This window comes from Streptomyces sp. NBC_01635 (assembly GCF_045209715.1).
GTDB lineage: Bacteria > Actinomycetota > Actinomycetes > Streptomycetales > Streptomycetaceae > Streptomyces > Streptomyces hirsutus.
In genome coordinates this window covers 6,351,271-6,372,546 of record NZ_CP109277.1, presented here as the reverse complement: position 1 = coordinate 6,372,546, position 21,276 = coordinate 6,351,271, and the positions used below count along the sequence as shown (strand labels likewise).

Annotated in this window: 14 protein-coding genes; 2 read left to right on the top strand and 12 right to left on the bottom strand. The window is 72.1% G+C overall.

Translation table 11 applies throughout. From position 1 onward, the window contains the following. Positions 1-601: 601 nt before the first annotated feature. From serA to OHB56_RS29655, 6 genes are all read right to left on the bottom strand, one after another. On the bottom strand, positions 602-2,191 hold the full coding sequence (gene serA / locus OHB56_RS29680) for a phosphoglycerate dehydrogenase (protein ID WP_326754895.1): 1,590 nt from the start codon (positions 2,189-2,191) through the stop codon (positions 602-604). Between the two features lie 358 nt (positions 2,192-2,549). Beyond that, complete coding sequence (gene ilvC / locus OHB56_RS29675; RefSeq protein ID WP_326754894.1) at positions 2,550-3,548, bottom strand: ketol-acid reductoisomerase; 999 nt, start codon at positions 3,546-3,548, stop codon at positions 2,550-2,552. Positions 3,549-3,666: 118 nt separating this feature from the next. After that, positions 3,667-4,191 (bottom strand): acetolactate synthase small subunit, encoded by a 525-nt coding sequence (gene ilvN, locus OHB56_RS29670; RefSeq protein ID WP_055609676.1) that lies wholly within the window; start codon positions 4,189-4,191, stop codon positions 3,667-3,669. A gap of 28 nt (positions 4,192-4,219) precedes the next feature. After that, a complete protein-coding gene (locus OHB56_RS29665; RefSeq protein ID WP_326754893.1) occupies positions 4,220-6,112 on the bottom strand; it encodes an acetolactate synthase large subunit in 1,893 nt (630 codons plus the stop codon). Between the two features lie 228 nt (positions 6,113-6,340). Continuing rightward, the gene (locus OHB56_RS29660; protein WP_406356602.1) at positions 6,341-9,514 is read right to left on the bottom strand and encodes an EAL domain-containing protein; all 3,174 of its coding nucleotides are present in this window, start codon (positions 9,512-9,514) and stop codon (positions 6,341-6,343) included. Between the two features lie 431 nt (positions 9,515-9,945). Beyond that, positions 9,946-10,896, bottom strand: a complete 951-nt coding sequence (locus OHB56_RS29655) for a 2-hydroxyacid dehydrogenase (protein ID WP_406356600.1) — start codon at positions 10,894-10,896, stop codon at positions 9,946-9,948. Between the two features lie 76 nt (positions 10,897-10,972). Here OHB56_RS29655 and OHB56_RS29650 point away from each other — a divergent pair, with 76 nt between their 5' ends. Both OHB56_RS29650 and OHB56_RS29645 read left to right on the top strand, forming a co-directional pair. Further along, on the top strand, positions 10,973-11,971 hold the full coding sequence (locus OHB56_RS29650) for an aldo/keto reductase (RefSeq protein WP_388436616.1): 999 nt from the start codon (positions 10,973-10,975) through the stop codon (positions 11,969-11,971). A gap of 167 nt (positions 11,972-12,138) precedes the next feature. Then, positions 12,139-13,302, top strand: coding sequence for a PQQ-dependent sugar dehydrogenase (locus OHB56_RS29645; RefSeq protein ID WP_326754889.1), 1,164 nt, complete (start codon positions 12,139-12,141; stop codon positions 13,300-13,302). 269 nt (positions 13,303-13,571) lie between these two features. Here OHB56_RS29645 and OHB56_RS29640 read toward each other — a convergent pair whose 3' ends face one another. The 6 genes from OHB56_RS29640 to OHB56_RS29615 form a co-directional block, all read right to left on the bottom strand. Then, positions 13,572-13,766: a DUF6191 domain-containing protein gene (locus tag OHB56_RS29640; RefSeq protein ID WP_326754888.1), complete on the bottom strand. Its 195-nt coding sequence runs from the start codon at positions 13,764-13,766 to the stop codon at positions 13,572-13,574. Positions 13,767-13,803: 37 nt separating this feature from the next. After that, positions 13,804-16,920, bottom strand: coding sequence for an AAA family ATPase (locus OHB56_RS29635; protein WP_406356597.1), 3,117 nt, complete (start codon positions 16,918-16,920; stop codon positions 13,804-13,806). A gap of 236 nt (positions 16,921-17,156) precedes the next feature. Then, positions 17,157-17,396 carry a hypothetical protein gene (locus tag OHB56_RS29630; RefSeq protein ID WP_326754887.1) on the bottom strand — a complete coding sequence of 80 codons (240 nt, stop codon included), beginning with the start codon at positions 17,394-17,396 and terminating at the stop codon, positions 17,157-17,159. 375 nt (positions 17,397-17,771) lie between these two features. Continuing rightward, positions 17,772-18,368, bottom strand: coding sequence for a hypothetical protein (locus OHB56_RS29625; protein WP_406356595.1), 597 nt, complete (start codon positions 18,366-18,368; stop codon positions 17,772-17,774). Positions 18,369-18,403: 35 nt separating this feature from the next. Then, positions 18,404-18,973: a GNAT family protein gene (locus tag OHB56_RS29620; protein WP_326754885.1), complete on the bottom strand. Its 570-nt coding sequence runs from the start codon at positions 18,971-18,973 to the stop codon at positions 18,404-18,406. After that, positions 18,951-21,197 (bottom strand): MMPL family transporter, encoded by a 2,247-nt coding sequence (locus tag OHB56_RS29615; protein ID WP_406356593.1) that lies wholly within the window; start codon positions 21,195-21,197, stop codon positions 18,951-18,953. Before OHB56_RS29615 ends, OHB56_RS29620 begins: the two co-directional genes overlap by 23 nt. Positions 21,198-21,276: the final 79 nt, after the last annotated feature.

The window sequence follows — 21,276 nt, the reverse complement described above, 5'->3', positions numbered from 1 at the left end:
ATGAGGAGGGGGAAGCGGTTCGGCCGGGCCCGGGGAGCGCACAGGGACACGTACGACATCGTCGTTCTCGGTGCCGGGGCGGGGGCGAAGCTGATCCGGGGCCCGGCGGGAGGGCGGTCCGTCGCCCCGGGCGAGAAGGCGGGGGCGGCGTCCTCACTGCTGGAGACCGGCCCGGAGTTCGGCGGCGCCCTGGGCATGGCGGTCCTCGGCTCCCTCGGCACCGCCGTCCACCGCAACGGAATCCCGGACGAGACCCGGGCCCGGCCCGGGAGACCCTGGGCGGCGCGCCGACCGTCGCCGGTGAACCGCCGGGGCGAGCGGGAGACGCCCCGGCGGCGACAGCGCGGGAGGCGTCCACCGGGGGATGCAGTCGGCGGCGGTCGCGGGGCGGTGGTGCTCCTCGGGGCGGCGGGGCCGGCGGCGCTGAGCCTGCGGCGCGTCGCGGTACGGGAGGAGGCCACGGCGGTGGAGCGGAAAAGGCGGCCACGGCCCGACCCCGGCCGACGACCACCGCCGCACGAAAGGCGCCGGGGGAACCGGGACTTCCCGGTTCCCCCGGCGCCTTCGAACGGCCGTGCCGGATGCGGCTGGATCAGCCGTGTCAGACCAGTTCCACCGAGCGGGCCGACGTGGCGCCGATCTCCGCCGCGACCTCGGCCAGCACCGCGGGGGGCACCGTGTCGTCGACCGTCAGGACGGCGAGGGCCTCGCCGCCGGCCGCGGCACGCGCGACCTGCATGCCGGCGATGTTGATGCCGGCCTCGCCGAAGACCCGGCCCACGGTGCCGACGACACCCGGCCGGTCCTCGTAGCGCAGGACGGCCATGTGGTCCGCGAGCGCGAGGTCCACGTCGTAGTCGCCGACCGCGACGATCTTCTGGACGTTCTTGTGACCGGCCAGCGTGCCGGAGACCGCGATCTCCTCGCCGTCGGCCAGGGTGCCGCGCACCGTGACGACGTTGCGGTGGTCGGCGGACTCGGAGCTGGTGGTCAGCCGGACCTCGACACCCCGCTCCTGCGCGAACAGCGGCGCGTTCACGTAGGACACCGTCTCGTCGACGACGTCCTCGAAGACGCCCTTGAGCGCGGAGAGCTCCAGCACCTTCACGTCGTGCTGGGTGATCTCGCCGTACACCTCGACGTCGAGGCGGACCGCCACCTCGCCGGCCAGCGCGGTGAAGATCCGGCCGAGGCGCTCGGCGAGCGGCAGACCCGGCTTGACGTCCTCGGCGATGACCCCGCCCTGCACGTTCACCGCGTCCGGGACCAGCTCTCCGGCGAGCGCGAGGCGCACCGAGCGAGCGACGGCGATACCGGCCTTCTCCTGGGCCTCGTCGGTGGACGCGCCGAGGTGCGGGGTGCAGACGACCTGGTCGAACTCGAAGAGCGGGGAGTCCGTGCAGGGCTCCTTCGCGTACACGTCCAGGCCGGCGCCGGCGACGCGGCCCTCCTTGAGCGCCGCGTACAGCGCCTGCTCGTCGACGATGCCGCCGCGCGCGGCGTTGATGACGCGCACGCTCGGCTTGACCTTGCGCAGCGCCTCGTCGCCGATCAGGCCGAGCGTCTCGGGGGTCTTGGGCAGGTGGACGGTGATGAAGTCGGAGACCTCGAGCAGTTCGTCCAGCGTCAGCACCTTGACGCCCATCTGCGCGGCCCGCGCGGGCTGCACGTAGGGGTCGTAGGCGACGACCTTCATGCCGAAGGCGGACATGCGCTGCGCGACGAGGGCGCCGATCCGTCCCAGGCCCACGACTCCGAGGGTCTTCTCGGCGAGTTCGACGCCCGTGTACTTGCTGCGCTTCCACTCGTGGTTCTTCAGCGCGGCGTTGGCCTGCGGAATGTTGCGCGCGGTGGCGATGATCAGCCCGCACGCGAGTTCCGCGGCGGTCACGATGTTCGAGGTGGGCGCGTTGACCACCATCACGCCGGCCTTGGTGGCGGCGGAGACGTCGACGTTGTCCAGGCCGACGCCGGCCCGCGCGACGACCTTGAGCTTCTTCGCGGTGGCGATGGCCTCGGCATCGACCTTGGTGGCCGAGCGGATCAGGATCGCGTCCACTTCGGCGAGGGCGGGCAGCAGCTCCGCCCGGTCCGCGCCGTTGCAGTGGCGGATCTCGAAGTCCGGGCCGAGCGCGTCCACGGTCGCGGGCGACAGCTCTTCGGCGATGAGTACGACAGGTTTCGAGCTCACGTGGGTCCTCACATGTCCAATGCGGACGGCCGTCCCGACGGCCGCATGCGGTGGAGGGGAGCGGCGCCGGGGTGTGCCTGCAATTCCTCGGTGTCGCTTAGCCGCGTGGAAGACGCACGACGCTGTGGGCCTGACGCGTATGGTGCAGCAGTGTAGTGGCGCCGGGGTGTCGTCCTGCGTCACTGCGGAAGGATCATCCGTAAGTGGCCGTACCGGCCTGCCAACGAAAGATCCAGCCCCTGTGGCGATGGTGGAGCGGCGGTGGAGCGGGGTCGGGGGCGGGCCCCGGCGGGGCCCTCCCGAAGGGCTCCGCGACGGTACCGGCCTCAGCGCACGGCACCGTCCCGGAGCACTCGGCTCACGCCTCTTCGTCGACCCAGCTCATGAGCTTGCGCAGCTCCTTGCCGGTGGTCTCCAGCAGGTGCTCGCTGTCCTGCTTCTTGTACTCGTTGTACTTCTTCAGACCGCCGTGGTACTCGTCCATCCACTGCTGGGCGAAGGTGCCGTCCTGGATCTCGGCGAGGATCTTCTTCATCTCGGCCTTGGTGGCGTCGGTGATGATCCGCGGGCCGGTGACGTAGTCGCCCCACTCGGCGGTCTCGGAGATCGACCAGCGCATCTTCTCCAGGCCGCCCTCGTACATGAGGTCGACGATCAGCTTCAGCTCGTGCAGGCACTCGAAGTAGGCGATCTCGGGCTGGTAGCCCGCCTCGGTCAGCGTCTCGAAGCCCGCCTTGACCAGCGCCGCGGTGCCACCGCAGAGGACGGCCTGCTCACCGAACAGGTCGGTCTCGGTCTCCTCGGTGAAGGTCGTCTTGATGACGCCCGCGCGGGTGCCGCCGATGCCCTTGGAGTACGACAGGGCGAGCGCGAAGGCGTTGCCGGAGGCGTCCTGCTCCACGGCGGCGATACAGGGAACGCCGCGGCCCTCCTCGTACTGACGGCGCACCAGGTGGCCCGGGCCCTTCGGGGCGACCATGCAGACGTCGACGCCGGCCGGGGGCTTGATGAAGCCGTAGCGGATGTTCAGGCCGTGACCGAAGAACAGGGCGTCGCCGTCCTTCAGGTTGCCCTTGATGTGCTCCTCGTAGACCTGGGCCTGGATCGGGTCCGGGACCAGGATCATGATGACGTCGGCCTCGGCGGCGGCCTCGGACGGGTTCACCACGCGCAGGCCCTGCTCCTCGGCCTTGGCCTTGGACTTCGAGCCCTCGTGCAGACCGACGCGCACGTCGACGCCGGAGTCGCGCAGCGACAGGGCGTGGGCGTGGCCCTGGCTGCCGTAACCGATGACCGCGACCTTGCGGCCCTGGATGATGGACAGGTCGGCGTCGGCGTCGTAGAACAGCTCGGCCACTTTGGGTTCTCTCCTTGTGTACAGGTGTTGCTTCCCACCGTATGACGGTGAGGGGAGGGGAGGTTTCGGAGTCTCGGAATACGGGCGGCCGGTGTGTCGCGGCCGCCCGCTCCTTGTCTTACGCCGACCGGTCGAGCGCACGCAGCGATCGGTCGGTGATCGAACGGGCACCACGTCCGATCGCGATCGTGCCGGACTGGACCAGTTCCTTGATGCCGAACGGTTCCAGCATCTTCAGCATGGCGGACAGCTTGTCGTTGCTGCCGGTGGCCTCGATGGTCACGGCCTCCGGGGAGACGTCGACGGTCTTGGCGCGGAACAGCTGGACGATCTCGACGATCTGCGAACGCGTCTCGTTGTCGGCCCGCACCTTCACCAGAACGAGTTCGCGCTGGACGGCCTGCCCGGGTTCGAGCTCGACGATCTTCAGCACGTTGACGAGCTTGTTGAGCTGCTTGGTCACCTGCTCCAGCGGGAACTCCTCGACGCTCACCACGATGGTGATGCGGGAGATGTCGGGGTGCTCGGTGACGCCCACGGCGAGCGAGTCGATGTTGAAGCCGCGGCGGGAGAACAGTGCGGCGATCCGGGCCAGGATGCCGGGGGTGTTCTCCACCAGGACGGAGAGCGTGTGCTTGGACATGTCGTGTTTCCTCTTCGCTCTTCCTGGCTCAGTCGTCTTCGTTGTCGCCGAAGTCGGGGCGGACGTCGCGGGCGGCCATGATCTCGTCGTTGGAGGTGCCGGCGGCGACCATCGGCCACACCATGGCGTCCTGGTGGACGATGAAGTCCACGACGACCGGACGGTCGTTGATCGAGTTCGCCTCTTCGATGACCTTGTCGAGGTCCGCCGGGTCCTCGCAGCGGATCGCGTAGCAGCCCATGGCCTCCGACAGCTTGACGAAGTCGGGGACGCGGGTGCCGGCGCTGCGCTGCGTGCCGGGGCCCACCGCCGAGCCGCTGCCCAGGTCCGAGGGGGCACTGCCCGCCTCGATGGGACCGGCTCCCAGCACGGTGTTGGAGTAGCGCTGGTTGTAGAACAGGGTCTGCCACTGGCGGACCATCCCGAGGGCGCCGTTGTTGATGATGGCGACCTTGATCGGGATGTTGTTCAGGGCGCAGGTGGTGAGTTCCTGGTTGGTCATCTGGAAGCAGCCGTCGCCATCGATCGCCCAGACGGTCCGGCCGGGCTGTCCGGCCTTGGCACCCATGGCCGCCGGGACGGCGTAGCCCATGGTTCCGGCACCACCGGAGTTCAGCCAGGTGGCGGGCTTCTCGTACTGGACGAAGTGCGCGGCCCACATCTGGTGCTGGCCGACGCCGGCGGCGAAGATCGTGTCCTCGGGCGCCAGCTGTCCGATGCGCTCGATGACCTGCTGTGGGGAGAGCGATCCGTCCTCGGGCTGGTCGTAGCCCAGGGGGTAGGTGTCGCGCCAGCGGCTCAGGTCCTTCCACCAGGCGGCGTAGTCGCCCCGGTGGCCCTCGGCGTGCTCCTTCTGGACGGCCTGGACGAGGTCGGCGAGGACCTCGCGGGCGTCGCCGACGATCGGCACGTCGGCGGCCCGGTTCTTGCCGATCTCGGCCGGGTCGATGTCGGCGTGGACGATCTTCGCGTAGGGGGCGAAGCTGTCCAGCTTGCCGGTGACGCGGTCGTCGAAACGGGCTCCGAGGGCGACGATCAGGTCGGCCTTCTGCAGCGCGGTGACGGCGGTGACCGAACCGTGCATGCCCGGCATTCCCACGTGCAGCGGGTGGCTGTCGGGGAACGCTCCGAGTCCCATCAGGGTGGTGGTGACGGGAGCCTCGGTGAGTTCTGCCAGGACCTTCAGCTCCGCGGTGGCGCGGGCCTTGATGACGCCGCCGCCGACGTAGAGGACCGGGCGCCTGGCGGAGGTGATCAGCTTGGCGGCCTCGCGGATCTGCTTGGCGTGCGGCTTGGTGACGGGCCGGTAGCCGGGCAGGTCCATGGTGGGCGGCCAGGAGAAGGTGGTCCTCGCCTGGAGGGCGTCCTTGGCGATGTCCACGAGCACCGGGCCGGGGCGGCCGGTGGCGGCGATGTGGAAGGCCTGCGCGATCACCCGCGGGATGTCCTCGGCCTTGGTGACCAGGAAGTTGTGCTTGGTGATCGGCATGGTGATGCCGACGATGTCCGCCTCCTGGAAGGCGTCCGTGCCGATCGCCTTGGAGGCGACCTGCCCGGTGATCGCGACCAGCGGCACGGAGTCCATGTGCGCGTCGGCGATCGGGGTGACCAGGTTGGTGGCGCCGGGGCCCGAGGTCGCCATGCAGACGCCGACCTTGCCGGTGGCCTGCGCGTACCCGGTGGCCGCGTGGCCCGCGCCCTGCTCGTGCCGCACCAGGACGTGGCGCACCCGGGTGGAGTCCATCAGCGGGTCGTAGGCGGGAAGGATCGCACCGCCGGGAATGCCGAATACCGTGTCGGCCCCGACCTCCTCGAGCGAGCGGATGAGGGACTGCGCGCCCGTGACGCTCTCGGGGGCGGACTGCTGTCCTCCGGATCGGGGCCGCGGCTGCGGGTGGGCCCCGGTGGCCTGCTCGGTCATCGGCTTCTCTTCTCGATGCTGAGGGTTTTTGCGAGATTCGCGTGGTCTGCGTGGACGGTGCGACAGGTGCTGGTGCAACAAAAAACCCCTCGTGCCATGAGGCAAGCGAGGGGAGCGCGTCGGGCGGGGGCGTTGAGCAGGCGATGCTCAGCGTCAGCCGACGCGCTGTCCAAGTACGAGAATTCGGGTGCGCATGGCATTGACCCTCCCCCCGGCGCGCATCGACTGTCAAGTGGGTGGGACGGGAGTCTCATCATGTGAGCGCAGGACCGCACCGCTTCGGAGCATCGAGGCCACCCCCGAGGCGTACCCGCCGGCACCGCCGGAGCCTCCTGGACCGCCGCCCGCGTACACGGGTTCGGCCGGCCCGTTCGGCACCGGATAGCGGCCGGTGCAGAGCGCCCTGCGCAGCCGGTACTCGTCCAGCGGCCCGGAGAAGGCCATGCCCTGCCCGTGCGTGCACCCCATCGCGCGCAGGGCGACGACCTGCTCGGGCAGGTCCACCCCCTCGGCCACGGACTGCATGCCCAGGTCGCCGGCGATCCGCAGCAGCCCGCCGGTGATCTTGTGCAGCCGCGCGGACTCGACCACGCCCTCGACCAGGCTGCGGTCGAGTTTCAGTACGTCGACGGGGAGCCGTCGAAGGGCGGTGATCGCCGCGTAGCCGCTGCCGAAGCCGTCCAGCGCGATGCGGACGCCGACCCGCTTGAGCGCGGTCAGCCGTCGCTCCAGCTCGTCCAGGCAGATCCGGGGGTCGGTCTCGGCCACCTCGACGACCAGCGAGCCGGAGGGCAGTCCGTGCCGGGTGAGCAGGGCCTCGATCGAGCCGAGCGGCAGCGACCGGTCCAGCAGCCGGCGCGCGCCGATCCGGACCGCCACGGGCACCGACACCCCCGTCGCCTGTCGTTCGGCGGCCTGCTCGACGGCCTCCTCGAGGAGCCAGCGGCCCAGCTCGGCCGTCTTCTCGCTGTCCTCGGCGACCCGCAGGAACTCCGCGGGGGTGAAGAACACGCCCTGCGAGGAACGCCAGCGCGCCTGGGCGCAGACCGAGGTGATCCTGCCGTCCTGGAGGGACACCACCGGCTGGTGCAGCAGCGCGAACTCGCCGTCGTGCAGCGCGGCACGCAGCCGGGTGGCCAGCTCCGCCCTGCGGGCGACGTCCTGCTGCATCTGCGGCCGGTACAGCTCCACCCGGCCCTTGCCCGCGGCCTTGGCCCGGTACATGGCGAGGTCCGCGTTGCGCAGCAGCTCACCCGCTCCGAGGGCCGGCTCCGCGAAGGCGACACCGATGGAGGCGTTGACCCGGACATCGTTGCCGTCGATGAGGTACGGCTGGGAGAGGGTCACCCTGAGACGGTCGGCGAGCTCCAGGATGTGCCGCTCGCGGGCCTCCCGGTCGCGGGTGCCGTCGCCCACGATCAAGGCGGCGAACTCGTCGCCGCCGAGCCGGGAGGCGGTGTCGCCCTTGCGGACCGCGTCCCGCAGTCTGCGGGCGGCGTGGATCAGCAGTTCGTCGCCGGCCTGGTGGCCGATGGTGTCGTTGACGGCCTTGAAGCCGTCGAGGTCGATGAAGAGCACGGCCGTGCCCCTGAGGGCGGCGCCCCGGTCGGAGGCCCGGCGGCCGGACAGGGCCTGCTGGACGCGCCGGGTGAACAGGGCGCGGTTGGGCAGGTCGGTGAGCGGGTCGTGCTCGGCGTTGTGCTGGAGCTGCGCCTGGAGCCGCACGCGCTCGGTGACGTCCCTGCTGTTGAAGATGAGGCCGCCGTGGTGCCGGTTGACGGTTGACTCCACGTTCAGCCAGCCTCCCCCACTCTCGGCTTCGCTCGCGCGGGAGGTGCCCCCACCGCCGAAGCGGAACCGGCACTCGATGCGCGTGGTGGGCTCCTCGGCCGGGCCGGCGGCGAGGAACCGGCGCACCTCGTGCACGACGCAGTCCAGGTCCTCGGGGTGGATGAGCTGCGCCAGTTCCGTCCCCACCAGGTCCTCCGCGGGGCGGCCGTACACTCCGGCGGCGGCCGGGGAGACGTAGCGGAGGATGCCGCTCGGCGCGGCGATCATGATGACGTCGCTCGAGCCCTGCACCAGGGAGCGGAAGTGGTTCTCCTTGTGGGCCAGTTCCTGGGTGAGGGTGATGTTGTCGAGCAGCATGATGCCCTGGCGCACGACGAGCGCGAGCACCACGGTGCCCCCGGTGAGCAGGACCACGCGGTCGACGCTGCGGCCGTTGAGGACGGTGTAGAGGATCCCCAGGGTGCACACGGCCGCGGCGAGGTACGGCGCGAGCGCGCCGAGGGAGCCGGCGATGGGCCGGGAGACCGGATACCGGCCGCGCTCGGCGCCGGGCGCGGCCGGGTGCTGGAGGTACGGGGGATGAAGGTACGGAGGATGGAGGTACGAGGGGTGGGGGTACGGGGGGTGGACCGGGCCGCGGGTCGCATGGGGAGCCGGATCGTTCGCGAGGTGGGCCGGGTGACCGCTCCTCCAGGGGTTCGGTCCGCCGTACTGGCCGGGCAGGTGCTCGCGCACCACGCGCGTGTGCCCCTCGTCCCCGGACCGGCCGCCCCGGGGGCGGGTCCAGGGCGCGTACGCCAGGAGCAGCGAGCCGGCGAACCAGCCCGCGTCGAGCAGTTGTCCCGACCGGTAGGTGTTGTGCAGCAGCGGAGAGGTGAACAGGGCGTCGCACAGCACGGTGAGCGCGAGCGCGCCGATCGCGGTGTTGACCGCCGAGCGGGTGATCGCCGACCGCCGGAAGTGCAGGGCGAGCACCATGCTGACCAGGGCGATGTCGAGCAGCGGATACGCCAGGGACAGCGCGGTGTGCGCCACGTCCTCGCCCCTGGCCTGCGCGGTCTGGGCGAGCGCGAGACTCCACGCGAGCGTGAGCAGGGAGCCGCCGATCAGCCAGGCGTCCAGGCCCAGGCAGACCCAGCCGGCCTTGGTCACGGGCCGTTTGGCGAGCACCAGCAGCCCCACGATGGCGGGCGGCGCGAAGCACAGGAAGAACAGGTCGGCGTAGCTGGGGCTGGGCACGGGGAGCCCGAGGACGACCTCGTACCACCCCCAGACCAGATTGCCCAGGGACGCCATGGTGGAGGAGATGCCGAACAGCAACCAGGCGGGCCGGAAACGGATACGCCGGCCTCGCGCGTACAGGAAGCAGGACACGGCGGCCACGGCCGCCGCGGCGCTCAGTCCGAAGTCACCCATGATCAGAGCGAGTCGGTCCGATCCCCAGCCGAAGGCGGCGCCGATCGCGTAGGCCGCGCACACGACGGCGAGGACGAGCTGCGGCACCAGTCCCTGCCGGCGCCCCACGGCCGGCGGGCGGGGTGGCAGCGCTTCCGGGGCGGGGTGCGCCCGCACCGCTCCGTCGAGCGTGGTCGTGGGGGCCGGCGCGCTCACCGGTCCCTCCTGGTACGCGCCGATCCGGCCAGGTGGGTCAGGTGGGCCGGCCTCCCGCGGCTGCCGTGCCCGCGGTGGTGGGGACAGCGGTCGCCGGGGCGGCCGCTGCTCCGGGCGTGGTGACCGGGGGTGCGGTGACCACGGGTGTGGTGACCGCTGTGGTGACCCCAGCTGCGCGCGGCCGTGCGCCAGGGTCGCCGACATCGGCTCAATCGCGTCGGATCGCTCGTCCATAGGCCGTGCATCGCCCGTCGCCCCCCTCACAGTCTGCAATGTCAATCCCCCGCGCCGATGGTCAGCGGCGCAGCCCCTGTCGGGACGATACACCAGTCCCGTCACTCAGGGACATAGCTTCTCTACGCTCCGTGACGATCGCCAGATATATGAGTACCCATCGCGTCCGGGAAAACGCGGACGGTACTCGAAACGGACTACATGCTTACCGCCTCCGTCACCAGGATCACGTTCCGGAGCTCCTCCCGGTTCACGAATCGGTTCAACTGGTCCACCAGCAATCGCTCGGCACGTGGCCGGAAAGCGGAGGTGGGTCCGCCGACGTGCGGGCTGATGAGAACGCCCGGGGCCCGCCACAGGGGATGGTCCGGGGGGAGCGGTTCGGGGTCGGTCACGTCGAGGGCCGCGGTGATGCGGCCGCTCTCCACCTCGGTGAGCAGGGCCGAGGTGTCGACGACGGGTCCCCGGGCCACGTTGACGAGCAGCGCGCCGTCCTTCATCCGGGCCAGGAAACCGGCGTCCACGAGGTGGTGGGTGTCCTCGGTGAGCGGGGTGGAGAGGATGACGACATCCGCCTCCGGCAGCAGCGCGGGCAGGTCGGTGAACGGATGCACCGGCCCGCGCGCCGCGGTGCGTGCGGAGCGCGCGACGCGCGCCACCCGCGCGAGTTCGAACGGAACGAGCCGGTCCTCGATGGCCGCGCCGATCGCCCCGTACCCCACGACGAGCACGTTCCGGTCGGCGAGTGCGGGCCTGAATCCGCCGAGCCACTCCCCCTTCTCCTGCGCCCGCACGAAGTCGGGCAGGCCGCGCAGCGAGGCCAGGACGAGAGCGAGCGCCAGCTCGGCCGTGCTCGCCTCGTGCACTCCGCGCGCGTTGCAGAGCCGCACGCCGGGGCCCAGGTGGCGCAGGCCGGGCTGCACATGGTCGACGCCGGCGGACAGGGTCTGCACGACCTCGACCGAGCTCATCAGCGGCAACGGGCGCACCCCGACGTCGGCGGCCTTCATGTACGGCACGACGTAGAACACGCAGTCGGCCGGGTCGGCCGGGTACTCCTGCGCGCCGTCCCAGAAGTGGTACCGCGGCCCCTTCGGAAGCCCCTCGATCTCGTCCGGCGGGATGGGAAGCCATACGTCAGCAGTCATGGTCCGGAGGCTATGTCAGGGGCCCGCGACGCCAGAGGTTAGGTTTGGGGTCCGGGAAAGGGAGGGTCACGACCAGGTGGAGCGCAGGACGATCGGCGCGGCGGCGCTCGCGGTGGGGGCCGTCGGACTCGGGTGCATGCCGATGAGCTGGGCCTACAGCACCTCGCGGCAGCGCGGCGAGGATTCGCTCAGAGCGGTGCACCGGGCGCTCGACCTGGGGTCGACGCTGCTGGACACGGCCGACATGTACGGCCCGTTCACCAACGAGTTGTTGCTGGGGCGGGTGTTGAAGCAGCGGCGCGGCGACGCCTTCGTGTCGACGAAGGTCGGTCTGCTGGTGGGCGATCAGCACATCGTGGCCAACGGCCGCCCCGGGTATGTGAGAAGAGCCTGCGACGCCTCACTGCGCCGGCTGCAGACCGACGTCATCGACCTGTACCAGCTGCACCGCGCGGACCCGGAGATCCCCGTCGAGGAGACCTGGGGCGCGATGGCGGAGCTCGTACGGGCCGGAAAGGTACGGGCGTTGGGGCTCTGTGCGGTCGGTGCGCGATCCGCGCGACGGCCCGGGGCGCGGCTGCACGACGCGACGGTCCGGCAACTGGAGCGGGTGCAGCAGGTCTTCCCGGTGAGCGCGGTGGAGGCGGAGCTGTCGGTGTGGTCGCCGGAGGCGCGGGAGGCGCTGCTGCCGTGGTGCGCCGCGCGCGGTGTGGGGTTCCTGGCCGCGATGCCGCTGGGCAACGGCTTCCTGACCGGCACGCTGACGCCGGGTGAGGGTTTCGAGGCGGACGATGTGCGGGCCCGGCACCCCCGTTTCACCGCCGAGATGATGGCTGCGAACCAGCCGATCGTGGCCGGTCTGCGTCGGGTGGCCCGCCGGCACGGTGAGGACGTCACCCCGGCACAGGTGGCCCTGGCCTGGGTGCTGGCGCAGGGCGGGCAGGTGATCCCGGTGCCGGGTACCAAGCAGGAGCGGTGGGTCGCCGAGAACGCGGGGGCGGCGGACCTGTGCCTGACGGAGGCCGATCTGGCGGAGATCGCGGACCTGCCCGCGGCCCAGGGGTCGTGGGACTGAGAGACGGAACACCGCGGGGGGCCGGGCGCCACGGGTTGTCGGGCCGAGACCGTGGGAGCGGGCCGGGGCCGGGCGGTGATCGGCGGTTCGGGCTCGTGCGATCGGGAACCTGTGGGACGCGGGCGGTGTATGACAGGGAGAACCCGCCGCGTCGAAGGGACGACATCGTGCACCATCGAGCCGTTACGGCTGTACTGGCCACCACCGCGCTTCTGTTGACGGCCGGCTGTTCCGCCGACGACGGAGGATCGCCGGACAAGGGCGCCGGCTCCTCCCCGGCCGGTTCGGCGGGGCGGTCCTCGTCCCCGGAGGGCGGCGCCGAGGAGACACCACCCGCGAAGGGCTCGGTGAAGGTGCTCCGTACGGTCGGTAAGGACCTGCGCTCCCCGTGGGGGCTCGCGCCTCTGGCCGACGGCGATCTGCTGGTGTCGTCACGGGACGAGGCCACGATCAGCCGGGTCGACGCCGACACGGGCGAGACGTCCGAGCTGGGCGAGGTGCCGGGGGTGTCGCCGGCCGGCGAGGGCGGCCTGCTCGGCATCGCGCTCTCCCCCGAGTACGCCTCGGACCGCATGATCTACGCCTACTTCACCTCGGCCTCGGACAATCGCATCGTCCGCATGATCCACGACGAGAAGAAGCCCGAGGGTGAGCGGCTGGGGGCACCGGACACGGTGTTCCGGGGCATCCCCAAGGGCATGGTCCACAACGGCGGCCGGATCGCGTTCGGCCCGGACCGGATGCTGTACGTGGGCACGGGTGAGAGCGGCGACACCGGCCTCTCCCAGGACGAGAAGTCGCTGGGCGGCAAGATCCTGCGGCTGACCCCGGAGGGCGAGCCGGCGCCGGGCAATCCGCTCCCCGACTCCGCGGTGTACTCGCTGGGTCACCGCAATGTGCAGGGCCTGGCCTGGGACTCTAAGCAGCGGCTGTTCGCCTCGGAGTTCGGCCAGAACACCTGGGACGAGCTCAACGCGATCGAGCCCGGTGCCAACTACGGCTGGCCGGAGGCGGAGGGCAGGTCCGACGACGACGACTTCCGTAGTCCGATCGCCCAGTGGAGCACGGACGAGGCCTCCCCCAGCGGCATCGCCTACGCGGAGGGGTCGGTCTGGATGGCGGGCCTGCGCGGCGAGCGCCTGTGGCGGATCCCGCTCAAGGGCACGGAGGCCTCGGCGAAACCGCAGGCCTTCCTGGAGGGCGAGTACGGGCGGCTGCGCACGGTGGCGGCGGCGGGCGGCGACAAGCTGTGGCTGGTCACCAGCAACACGGACGGCCGCGGCGACCCGGGCGGCGAGGACGACCGCATCCTGGAGGTGCGGGTGGGCTAGGGGCTTTCGTCCGGATCGGACCGGATCAGGGAGCGGGGTCCTGGGGGCCCCTCCCTGTTCGAGTGGAGCCGAGAACTTGGGGGAGCGTGCCTCGCACGGCGGAGGAGGGAGCCGGTCGGGATCTCCCCTGCTCATGGGGGTCCCCCCTCGAGCGAAGTCGAGAGCGGGGGACCCCCATGAGCAGGGGGAAGGAGCCCTGGGGACCGACGACAACGCGGCGAGGCGCGGCACCGGGGCCCGCGAGCCCGGCCCGATCCGGACGGGAGGCTCTAAGGGCTCTCGTCCGTTGGTGGGCGGGGGCGGTCCGGTGACGGGCGGACGACGACCTTTCCGGATGTGAGGTCTATCGGTCCGTGGCCGGGATCGGCGTCGCCGACGTCCTCCCGGGTCAGTTCGAGGCGGTTCTGCTCGTCCCGGGTGTGCTTGCGGCCTGGAGCGAACAGTTCCTCGAAGGCGTTGAACACCGCTCCCCCTTCCAGGGCCGCGTGGGCGTGCCGCCCATTATCCCGCCGCGGACCGGTTCCCGGCCGGGGCCGTGAACAGTTCCAGCCGGTGGGCGACCGCCGCCGCCTCGCCGCGCCCGGAGACTCCGAGCTTGCCGAGGATGTTGGACACGTGGACGCTGGCCGTCTTCGGCGAGATGAACAGCTCCTCGGCGATACGGCGGTTGGTGTGGCCGGCGGCCACCAGGCGCAGCACGTCGCGTTCCCTGCCGGTGAGACCGAGGGCGTCGGCCGGATCGGCGGGGGCCGGGGCCCGCTTGCCCGTGCCGGGGCCCAGGGGGAGGCGGGCGCGCTGGGCCAGCAGGCCGGCCGACCGGGCCAGCGGGACCGCCCCGAGACGCTCGGCGACGGCTCTGGACAGCCGGAGCAGTTCCGTGGCGCGGGCACGCTCGTCCTCGCCCGTTCCCGGGGCGAGCAGTGCCGCGGCGAGCCGGAGGCGGACCCGGGCGAGGTCGTAGGGCCGCTCCAGCTGTTCCAGGGCGGCGACGGCCGCGGCCCACTCCTCCGGTTCCGGCCGGCCCTCGGCGCGCAGCAGCTCGGCGCGCAGCCACACCTCGTAGGCCCGCCACAGCGGAACGCCGGTGGTCAGGGTCCGGGCCGCCGCGCGGAGGTGTCCGAGGATCGTCGGGCGGTCCGGTTCGGTGGCCGGGTCGCCGTACGCGTCGGCCTCGGCGGTCGCCGCGGCGAGCAGCAGCGGCCAGCCGTAGCGCTGGGTGCCGGGCGGGAACCCCGAGGCAAAGGCGGCGAGGGCGGTGAGCAGTTCGGTCCTGGCGTCGGTCAGGCGGCCCTCGGCGGCGGCGGTGCCGAGGGCGACCCCGGCCATCGGCAGGAAGTGCTGCGGCATGGAGTCGTGGGTGCCGAAGGAGGCGCGGGCCGCGCGGAGATGACGGCCGGCCTCGGCCGTCTCTCCCCGGTCGAGGGCGAGACCGGCCAGGCACACCCAGGCCCCGGCGCGTGGTTTGGCGCTCTGCTCGAGGTGATGGGCGCCGGCGGCCGCCTCGGCCGCCTCGTCCCAGTGGCCGAGGGAGTGGAGGGTCTCGGCGAGGTTGCCCCACACCCAGCCCTCCGAGTCCAGCAGGCCGAGCTCGCGGGTGACCCGCAGGCCTTCCCTCAGGAGCGCGGCCGCCTCCTGTGAGCGGCCGATGCCTTCGAGGGCGGACGGCAGGTTGATGTGGCTGCGGCCCACCACCGGGTCCACGCCCAGTTCGGTCGCCCGCTCCTTGACCTCGTACATCTCGGCGAGTCCGGCGTCGATGTCCCCCGCGTCGACCTTGAGGCCGCCGAGCGTGAGCCGGGCGTTGAGCTCGATGTCGTGGGCGCCGACCATGCGCGCGTACTCGACGGCCCGTTCGGCGGCGGCCATGGCTTCGGGGCCCGGCTCGTGCAGCATGGACCAGTTGGCGGCGGAGGCGAGGACCTCGGCGTGCACCTCGGACGGGGGCAGGCCGCGCACCAGGTCCTGTGCGGTGCCGAGTTCGCTCCAGCCGTCACCGCGGGCGAGGGACTGGGCGAGCCGGGAGCGCTGGACCCAGAACCAGGCGGCGCGCAGCGGGTCCGGTTCCTCGTCCAGGACGCGCAGGGCCCTCTTGGTGATCTTCATGGCGCGTTCGCGTTCCCCGCAGAGCCGCCCGGCGACGGCGGCCTCGGCCAGCAGGTCGAGGTAGTGCAGGGGGACTGCTCCGGCCGCCTCCGGGTCACCGTTTCGGGGCGCACCGGGCGGCGTACCGCGTCGTTGTGGCGGTGGGGGCGGGTAGGCCTCGGTGTAGGCGACCGGGCGCAGGGCGGCCCGTACGGCGTCGGGGACGGCGTCCCACAGTTCCATCGCCCTTTCCAGCAGGCCCAGTTGCTCGGAGTAGGCGTGGCGTCTGCGGGCCTCGACGGAGGCGTCGAGGACGGCGGGCAGGGCCTTGGCGGCGTCGTGGGCGTGGTACCAGTAGCTGGCCAGGCGGGTCACCCGTTCGTCGGCGGGGACGGGGGTGGGGTCGGCCTCCAGGGCTTCGGCGTAGCGGCGGTTGAGGCGGGAGCGTTCGCCGGGCAGCAGGTCGTCGCTGACGGCCTCGCGGACCAGGGAGTGGCGGAAGCGGTAGCCGTCGCGGTCGGGCGCGGGCGTGAGGATGCCGGCGTTCACCGTGGAGCGCAGGGCGCCGAGGAGGTCGTCCTCGGCGAGCCGGGCGACGGCGGCCAGCAGCCGGTGCTCGACGGTGGAGCCGCCCTCGGCGACGCACCGGACCACCTGCTGGGCGCTCTCGGGCAGGCTCTCGACCCTGACCAGGAGCAGGTCGCGCAGGGTGTCGGTGAGTCCGCTGCGGCAGCCCTCGGGGGAGGCGGCGGCGAGTTCCTCGATGAAGAAGGCGTTGCCGTCGGAGCGTTCGAAGATCTCGTCGACGTGGTCCGGTTCGGGTTCCCGGGCGAGGATGCCGGCGAGCTGGCGGCCGGCCTCCTCGCGGTTGAAGCGGCCGAGTTCGACGCGGTGGACCGTGCGCAGCCGGTCGAGTTCGGCGAGCAGGGGGCGCAGCGGGTGGCGGCGGTGGATGTCGTCGGACCGGTAGGTGGCGAGGACGACGAGACGGCCGGTGCGCAGGGTGCGGAAGAGATAGGCGAGCAGGTGGCGGGTGGAGGCGTCGGCCCAGTGCAGGTCCTCCAGGGCGAGGACGACGGTGTGTTCGGCGGCAACGCGTTCCAGCAGCCGGGCGGTGAGCGCGAAGAGGCGGGCCATGCCGTGTTCGTCGCGCCGGGTCTCGGGGGCGGCGGGGCCGAGTTCGGGCAGCAGGCGGGCCAGTTCCTCCTCCTGTCCGGCGGCCGCGGCGGCGAGCCGGGCGGGGAGTTCGCGGCGCAGCCGGCGCAGTGCGGTGGAGAAGGGGGCGAAGGGCAGGCCGTCGGCGCCGATCTCGACACAGCCGCCGAGCGCGACGACCGCGCCCCGGCCGGCGGCCGCGGCGGCGAACTCCTCGACGAGGCGGGTCTTGCCGACGCCCGCCTCGCCCCCGACGAGCAGCGCCTGCGGTTCGCCCGAGCCTGCGGCGGCGCGGGCGAGCGCGGTGTTCAGGATGTCGAGTTCAGCCGCACGGCCGACGAACACGGGGCTGACAGATCTGGTCTCCACGGCCCCGAGCATCGCACGCGGGTCCGTCGGCCCGGCATCGGTTTTCGCCGCCCGGGACGCCGCGGCGCGGTGCCCGTTCGGGGCCGGAACCGGCTGGGCGCCTCCGCTCCCGGGCGCGACACTGCGCTCCGGTACCGGTTTCGTTCCGGCGGAACGACGGCCGCCCCCCGTACGGCCGCCGTCGCGCGTCAGGCCGCTTTTCCCCGTGCGGTCACCGCGGCCGGCGCTCCCCGTCCCCGCGGCGGGACTCATACGGCTCGGGCGAACCGGGAGCGGCGCGGGCGGCGGCTATGGCTCTCGTGCTCGACGCCGCGTGCCTCGGTCTCACGGCGGGCGGCACGTGCGAGGCGGACGGCCTCGCGGGCCCTGCGCTCCTCGTCGGCCCGGCGGATGAGGTCGGCGGCGCGGTCCATGGCGATCTCGTACGCGTACATGGTGTGTTCCCTCGGGGAGTCGGTGTCCGGCATCGCCTTTCGCGATGCCTCCACCTTCGTCTCCCGGGCGGGCCGGCCGCATCGGGAAAGTTCCGCATCTTCGGCGGCCCCGGGGCCTTAGGTACGCGTGAGGGGCCCTGGTCCGGTCGTAAGGCGCTCGTGGCCGGACTAAGAGCCCCGAACACAAGGGGAGTCCGATCGGCTCGCGGCGTCCGGTGCGTGCGATCGCAAGGCGCCGGAAGGTCCTCGATGGGGGTCCCCCCGCTTGAGCGGAGCCGAGAGTGGGGGAGGAGCCACCAGGACCTTTGGGCAACGCGGCGAGCGTGCGTGCCGGACGCCGCAAGCCGGGCGCCCATGGTGTTCGGGGCTCCAAGGCCCCTCGGGAACTGCGCGGATTCTCCCCGGTGTCCGCCGGGGGCCCGCGGTGGCTCAACCGGTCGCGGGCAGCCCCAGCAGCACGTTGGTGTACTTGAGGACGGCGAGCAGCAGCCCGATGACGCCGAGTGCGACACCGCCCCACGCGACCGACTTGATCCAGGGCGCCTGCCCGGCGCCGGGCGTCCCGAACGCGGGCCGCGCGAGCACCACGACGCCGATGACCAGCGCGGTCAGCGCGAACAGGCCGCCCCACAGCGCGCTGGCCTGCCAGGCGTCGCCGTAGATCTCCTTGACCTGGGTGGCGACGGTCGAGTTCGCGGCCGTCTCCAGTTGGCCGATGAGGGTTTCGCGGGCGGCGGCCACCGTGCCGAGCCAGCTGCCGGTGAGCGAGACGACGCCGAGCCCGGCGGAGACGATCGCCGCGGCGCCCTGTCCGACTCCGTGGGCACCCTGGGCCTCCGGTTCCGAGGGCGTGTCCGGCTCCGGCTCCCTGTCCGTCTCCGGTTCCGTGGTGCCGCTGTCGGCCGCGTCGGCGTCAACGGCCGCCCCGGCCCCGGTCTCCCTCCTGTCCTCGCTGTTGCCCTCGCCGTTGTCCTCGCTGTTGTCCTCGGCCTTGGCCGCTTTCCCGGTCTCGGTCTTGGTACCCATGAGGCGCACCGTACGGACGCTCTCTGAGAAGCGCCTTAATGATCGCGGTGTGCCGCGCGGGCCTGCCGCCATTCGGGAGCCAGGACCGACCACACCTCCAGGTCGTGCCGTACGCCGTGGTGGAGGTGGGACTGGCGCCGTACCCCGTCGAGGGTCATGCCGAGCCGGCGGGCGATGTTGAGGCTGGGCCCGTTGCCGGCGGCGGCGACCCACTCCACGCGGTGGATGCCCCGCTGGTCGATCGCCCAGTCGATCAGCACCCGCATGGCGCGGGTGACGAGCCCGCGTCCGGTGGCGGCCGGTTCCAGCCAGCAGCCGACCTCGCAGGTGCCGTTGCCGGCGTCGAAGTTCAGCGTGAGCACCCCGCCCACGAGGGTGCCGTCCAGCCACAGGCCGTGCAGCGCGGCCGTGTCGGCGGCGCGGAGATCGGCGTACCGCTGGAGGGCCTCCCGCGCGGTGGGCACGTCGACGGCCCTGGAGCCGAAGGGGACGTACTGGTTGATGAATTCCCGGCCCCGCTCCAGATGGGCGAGGAACTCCTCCGCGTGCCAGGGCTCCAGGGGACGCAGTTCGGATCCGTCGTCACCCAGTCGTATGGCGTACATCCGTCTTCCGTTCCTTCTCGGCCAGCACGTCCTCCACCTCGGCGTCGGTGGCGGCGGCCAGCCTCTCATGGGCGGCACGGCTCTCGGGCGGCTCGATGCTGATGCGCGGCAGGATCCGGTCCAGCCGGCGCGGCAGCCACCAGTTGGCGCCGCCGAGCAGATGCATCAGGGCGGGAACGAGCAGGGTCCGCAGGACGAAGGCGTCGACGGCGACGGCGGCGGCGAGCGCGATGCCGAACATCGCGATCACGCGGTCGCCGGTCAGGACGAAGGCGAGGAAGACCGAGATCATGATCACGGCCGCGGAGTTGATCACCCGGCCGGTCTCGGCGAGGCCGACCCGTACCGCGCGCCGGTTGTCACCAGTCTCCAGCCATTCCTCGTACATCCGGCTGACCAGGAAGACCTGGTAGTCCATGGAGAGCCCAAAGAGGACCGACACCATGATCACCGGCAGGAAGGGTTCTATGGGGCCCGCGCTGCCGAGGCCCAGCAGTTCGCTGCCCCAGCCCCATTGGAAGATCGCCACGACCACGCCGAAGGCGGCGGCGACGGCGGCCACGTTCATCGCCGCGGCCTTGATCGGGATGGCGACGGACCGGAAGGCGAGCAGGAGCAGCAGACAGCCCAGGCCGATGACGACACCGACGAAGAGGGGGAGTTTGCCGATGATGACGTCGGCGAAGTCGTCGTAGCCGGCCGTCACGCCGCCGACCCGCACGTCGAGGGCGGTGCCGGTCTCGGCGCGCGGCAGTACGTCCTCGCGCAGCCGGTCGACCAGGTCGCTGGTCCGCTTCGACTGCGGGGAGGACTCCGGTACGACGGAGAGGTACGCGGTGCGGCCGTCCGCGCTGTGGACCACCGGCCCGACGGACGCGACACCCTCGGTCCCGCCCAGCACGGGGCCGAGCCGGTCCAGGGCGAGCCGGTCGGCGGCGCCGTCCACCTCGGTCACGAGGGTGAGCGGGCCGTTGACGCCGGGGCCGAATCCGTCGGCGAGGAGGTCATAGGCCTGGCGGGTGGTGGAGGTCTTCGGGTCGTTTCCCTGGTCGGACGTGCCGAGGTGCAGGGAGGAGGTGGGCAGCGCCAGGACCGCCATGACGGCCAGGGCGAGCACACCGAGCAGCTTGGGCCTGCGCTCCACGAACGCCGCCCAGCGGGCGGCGAAGCCGGTCGGCAGCTCCGGCTGCGGTCCGGCCTCGGCCAACCGGCGCCGTTCGCGGCGGCTGAGCGCGCGCATGCCGATGAGCGACAGCAGCGCGGGCAGCAGGGTGATGGAGGCGGCGACGGTCAGCACCACGGTGAGCGAGGCCGCGACGGCGACGCCGTTGAGGAAGTTCAGCCGGAGGATCAGCATGCCCAGCAGGGCGATGCACACGGTGGCCCCGGCGAAGACGACCGCGCGTCCGGTGGTGGCGACAGCCCCGGTGGCGGCCTCGGCGACGGACAGCCCGCGCTTCAGTCCGCGCCGGTGCCGGGTCACGATGAACAGCGCGTAGTCGATGCCGACGCCCAGTCCGATCAGCATGCCGAGCATCGGCGCGAAGTCGGCGACGGTCATGACGTGCCCGAGCAGCACGATCGAGGCGTATGCGGTGCCGACGCCGACCAGCGCGGTGGCGATGGGCAGCAGCGAGGCGGCGAGCGAGCCGAAGGCGAGGAAGAGGACGACGGCGGCGACCGCCACTCCGACGATCTCGGCGAGGTGCCCCTCGGGCGCCCCGGTCAGTGCGGCGGCGCTGCCGCCCAGTTCCACCTGGAGGCCGTCGGTCTCCGCGGCCTCGGCCGCCTCGAGCACGGCCGCCGCCTCGCCCTTGTCGATGTCCTTGGCCAGGTCGTCGAAGACGACGGTGGCGTAGGCGGTGCGGCCGTCCGCGCTGATCCCGCCGGTGCCGTCGTCCCCGTAGGGGCCGCTCACGGCGGCGATGCCGGGCAGGTCCTGTATGCGGTCCAGGGCGCGGGTCATGCTCTGTTCGACGTCGGAATCCAGGACGCTGCCGGACGGGGTGTGCCAGACGACGGTGTCGCTGTCGCCCGAGAGGGCCGGGAAGCCCTCCCGCAGCAGTTCGGTGGCGTACCCGGACTCGGTGCCGGGCACCTCGTAGTCGTTCGAGTACGCGTTTCCGGTTGCGAAGGCTCCGGCCGCGACCCCGCCGAGGGCGAGAAGCCACAGCAGAACGGTGATCAGACGGCGTCGGACACACCAGCGTGCGAGTGCTGTCACGAATCATGCTCCAGAGTGACTGTCGGAGGCTCTTTGGCCGGGAAAGTCGCTTGTGAACCGAACAGCCAGCAAAGAACAC

What these genes read in the sequence shown, in the direction of transcription:
- OHB56_RS29620 (WP_326754885.1), bottom strand. Translation starts at nt 18,973, where the DNA reads ATGTACGCCATACGACTGGGTGACGACGGATCCGAACTGCGTCCCCTG.
- ilvN (WP_055609676.1), bottom strand. Translation starts at nt 4,191, where the DNA reads ATGTCCAAGCACACGCTCTCCGTCCTGGTGGAGAACACCCCCGGCATC.
- OHB56_RS29665 (WP_326754893.1), bottom strand. Translation starts at nt 6,112, where the DNA reads ATGACCGAGCAGGCCACCGGGGCCCACCCGCAGCCGCGGCCCCGATCC.
- OHB56_RS29635 (WP_406356597.1), bottom strand. Translation starts at nt 16,920, where the DNA reads ATGCTCGGGGCCGTGGAGACCAGATCTGTCAGCCCCGTGTTCGTCGGC.
- OHB56_RS29625 (WP_406356595.1), bottom strand. Translation starts at nt 18,368, where the DNA reads ATGGGTACCAAGACCGAGACCGGGAAAGCGGCCAAGGCCGAGGACAAC.
- OHB56_RS29655 (WP_406356600.1), bottom strand. Translation starts at nt 10,896, where the DNA reads ATGACTGCTGACGTATGGCTTCCCATCCCGCCGGACGAGATCGAGGGG.